The 3,914-nt window shown below is 78.3% G+C and carries 2 protein-coding genes and 1 tRNA gene; 2 read left to right on the top strand and 1 reads right to left on the bottom strand.

The genetic code is table 11. The features are described 5' to 3' along the window. Positions 1 to 77 precede the first annotated feature (77 nt). Both GTR00_RS16145 and GTR00_RS16150 read left to right on the top strand, forming a co-directional pair. A tRNA-Leu gene (locus GTR00_RS16145) sits at positions 78 to 162 on the top strand. A gap of 86 nt (positions 163 to 248) precedes the next feature. Further along, on the top strand, positions 249 to 1,133 hold the full coding sequence (locus GTR00_RS16150) for a DUF72 domain-containing protein (RefSeq protein WP_323132533.1): 885 nt from the start codon (positions 249 to 251) through the stop codon (positions 1,131 to 1,133). Between the two features lie 52 nt (positions 1,134 to 1,185). Here GTR00_RS16150 and GTR00_RS16155 read toward each other — a convergent pair. Then, the coding region (locus tag GTR00_RS16155; RefSeq protein WP_166612612.1) for a S8 family serine peptidase at positions 1,186 to 3,914 on the bottom strand (2,729 nt) is incomplete at its 5' end.

A 3,914-nucleotide genomic window follows, 5' to 3' on the forward strand; every position in this document is an offset into this window, starting at 1 on the left:
GTGCTCGGCGAGGGGGTCGCGCCGTGCTACGGTTTTCCTCGTTCCGAGCGCGCCGGCGAGGCGCGGGAGGACCACTCGTCCGGGTGGCGGAATAGGCAGACGCGCTAGCTTGAGGTGCTAGTCCTCGTATAGAGGGTGGGGGTTCAAGTCCCCCCTCGGACACATCGGCCCAGGTCCCTGACCTGGGCCTTTGCCGTTCCCGGGTCGCGCTCCGCGCACCGGGGCGCCCCGGGTGGTGGGATGGCCCGGTGGGGCGTGTGCGCGTGGGGACCTCCGGCTGGTCCTACCCGGAGTGGCGCGGGGTGTTCTACCCGCCCGGACTGCCGCGGCGCGCGGAGCTGGAGCACACCGCCGCCCGGGTGGCCGCGCTGGAGCTGAACGCCTCCTTCCACGCGCTGCAGCGCCCGGGGGACTACCTGTCCTGGGCGCGGCGCACCCCGCCCGGCTTCTGCTTCAGCGTCAAGGGCTGGCGGGCGGTCACCCACGAGCTCCGGCTCGCCGGCGCGCGCGGGGCGCTGGCCGCGTTCTTCGCCTCCGGGGTCCTGGGCCTGGGCGACAAGCTCGGCCCGGTGCTGTGGCAGCTGCCGCCGGGCCTGCGCTTCCAGCCCGGGCGGCTGGACGCCTTCTGCGCCCTGCTGCCGCGCACGACCACCGCCGCCGCCGAGCTGGCCGCCGCCGCGCCCGCCGCCGCGCCCGCCGCTGGACAGGGCGCCGCGGGCGGGGGTGCTGAGCCGGTCGAGCGCCCGTTGCGCCACGCCCTGGAGGTGCGCCACCCCAGCCACGCCTGCGCGGAGCTCGTGCAGCTCCTGCGCGCCCACGACGTCGCGCTGGTGACGGCCGACACCGGCGGGCGCTGGCCGTTCCTGCTGGACCAGACCGCCGGCTTCACCTACGTGCGCCTGCACGGCTCGCCCGAGCTGTACGTCAGCGGCTACGACGACGCCGCCCTCGACGCCTGGGCGCAGCGGGTGCGGGCGTGGGCGGCGGGCGGCACCCCGCCCGGTGCGCCGCTGCTCGCCCCGCCGGACCCGCCGGCCCCGCCCGGCGGGCGCGACGTGTTCGTCCACCTCGACAACACCGCGGCGGCGCGGGCGCCGTTCGACGCGGTGGCGCTGGCGCGGCGGCTGGGCTGAGCCGCCGCACCAGCACCCGCAGCAGCCGTGCGCGTCCGTGCCCGGGTGCGGGTCAGCGGCCCAGGACCAGCGCCTCGGCGTCGAGCACCCCGTACCCGTCCACGGGGGTGAAGCCCCGCCCGAGGCGGTTGGTGACGACCCCGGCCAGGCGCGAGCCGTCCGCGCGCACCGCCGTGAACGCCAGGCCCTGCGGCAGCGGGAGCCCCCGGGGCAGCAGGACGGCGCCGCCGAGCTCGTCGGCGCCGTTGCCCTCCTCCGAGCCGCCGGAGCCGGAGACGGCGAGGTCGCGGTCCACCCCGAAGCGCACGCCCTGCCCCGCGCCCAGCCCGCGGGCGAAGGTCAGGGTCAGGTGCCGGTGCTGCCCGGCCGTGCCGGCCGGTGCGGAGAAGCTGGCGGTGACGTCGTCGGCGTCCAGCCCGCCGCTCGTGGCGCCCACCGCGAAGGGCGCCCCGGCCCCGCGGTAGGACCCGGTGCGCCGGTCCGGCACGTGCGGGCGCGGGTCGAAGACCACGCCGTCCGACAGCGGCGGCAGCCGCACCCCGGGCGCGGTGGGGCTGGCGCTCTCCCCGTAGAGGGTCAGGGACGTCAGCGGGACCGCGCCGCGGTGCTCCACGGTGAAGAAGCGCGGGTCGGCCATCGGCCCGGGGGCCGTGTGCGTCTCGTCGCCCTGCGGGCCGTCGGCGCTCACGCTCAGCCCGCCGGCGCTGCCGCCGGCGTGCATGGGGTCCAGGTCGTGCGGGAAGGTCGAGCGCGTCATCCGCTCGCGCAGCTGCGCCGGGCTCAGCGACCGCCCGCCGCCGGCGCGCTGCAGCAGCAGGGCCGCCACGGCCGCGGCGTGCGGGGCCGCGGCGCTGGTGCCGGAGAAGTTCGGCAGGTCGTCGGCGTCGCGCGCGCTGTCGACCCCGAAGAACGTGGTGTTGACCGCGTCGGCGGAGGAGACCTCCGGCTTGCGGCGCACCTGCGGGACCGGGTGGCGCTCGCCGGCGGAGTCGAACAGGACGGGCAGGTCGCCGCCGGGGGAGGTGAACGGCTCGGGCAGGTGCGGGCGGAACGGGTCGTGCGCGCCGACCGCGGTGGCCCCCGCCGCCGCGGCGTGCCCGAGGACGGCCGGGGCCAGCGGGTCGGCGTGCTCGGTGAAGTACGCGTCGTCGAACAGGACGGTGGCGACGCGCGTCGCGCCCAGCGGGCCGGTGCCCGAGCGCGCGACGACCACCTGCACGTCCCCGGGGCCCTGCAGGCCGGCCAGCTCCTGCGGGCGCCCGGTGAGGGCGTTGAGGTCGGCCACGGCGCCGAGGAAGGCGCCCCCCGCGTCGAAGAGGAGCAGGTTGAAGTCGGTGCTCACCCTCGAGGGCTCCAGCACGGGCCGCACGTCCACCGTGAACGGGCCGGTGTCGCCCTGGAAGCCGGTGACGGTGAGGGTGTGGTCGCCGGCGCCGGCGATCGTGGTGGCGAACACCTCCGGCGAGGAGCCGGTGTCCACGGAGGCCAGCTCGGTGCCGTCGGGCGCGGTGACGGTGAGGACCAGGTCCACGGTGCCCGTGGGGACGGCGTCGACGCGGAACTGCACCGCCGTGCCGACCTCGGCGGCGCGGGCGGTGAAGGTGAACGCCGGCGCGGGGTCCGGCGCGGTCAGCTCGCCCGTCGCGCGGAACAGGGGCTCGCCGAGGGTGGCGCCGTCGAGGTCGACGGGGTCGTCCCACTGCAGGTCGACCAGCCCGCCCGCGGGCCCCAGGCGCAGGTCCTGCGCGACGTCGGTGCCCGGGCCGGGGTCGAGGTCCTGCAGCCCGCCGTCGTAGAGGGCGGGGTCGACGCCGGCGAGGTCGAGGTTCGTGCCCGCCGCGGCCCGCTCGGCGGGCAGCAGCCGGACCCCGCTGCGCCAGCTCTGCTGCTCGCCCTGGTTGCCCGCGGAGGAGAAGTAGTGCACCCCGCGCGCGGCGACGGCGTCGACGGCGTCGCCGACGACGCCGTCGGAGAAGAACGGCTCGGAGAGGTAGACGACGTCGTCGACGACGACGTCGGCCCCGCAGCCGCCCGCCGGGTCGGCCAGCGCCCGGATGCTGTCCGCGAAGGCGACCTCGCCGCCCAGCGCGGTGGCGAAGCACAGGTCCGCGCCGGGGGCGACGTCGTGGGCGATCTGGAGCATGGCGCGGCCCTCGTCGGAGCCGGCCTGGTCGGCGGGCGCCTCCCGCAGGACCCGCACGGGGGTGGGGTTGCGCGGGTTGCCCGGGCCGGGCAGGTCGCCGGTGCGCACGTCGTCGGCCGCCCGCACGGTCAGCGGTCCGCCGTCCACGGTGGTGCTCGCGACGTCGTAGGAGTCCGACAGGGCGCCGATGGTGATGCCCTCGCCGGTGACGCCGGCGGCCTGCACGCGGTCCACGCGCTGCAGGGCCACGCCCTGCGAGGTCGCACCGCCCGCGTGCGTCAGCGGCGCGGGGGAGAGCACCACCGTGCCCGTGCCCGCCAGCGCGGAGACGGCGCGGGCCCGCTCCAGCGGCAGGAAGCCCTCGAGCACGCCGCGGCGCTCCTCGACCGCCGTGACGGCCATGCCCAGCTCCTCCACCCGCGCGCGGTGCGCCGCCGCGTCGGTCCCGGCGCGCGCGGTGACCTGCACCAGCACCCGTCCCTGCGCGTCGCGCACCGCGAGCCGCTCCGGTGCCAGCACGGACCCGCCGGTGGACCTGCGCCCCGGGGCGGGACCGGCCTCGACCAGCGCGCCCAGGCCCAGGCCGAGGGCCTGCTCCGGGTCCGGCTGCACCGCGGCGGGCGCACCCGCCGCGGTGC

The sequence above is a fragment of the Kineococcus indalonis genome (genome assembly GCF_009906395.1).
Lineage (GTDB): Bacteria > Actinomycetota > Actinomycetes > Actinomycetales > Kineococcaceae > Kineococcus > Kineococcus indalonis.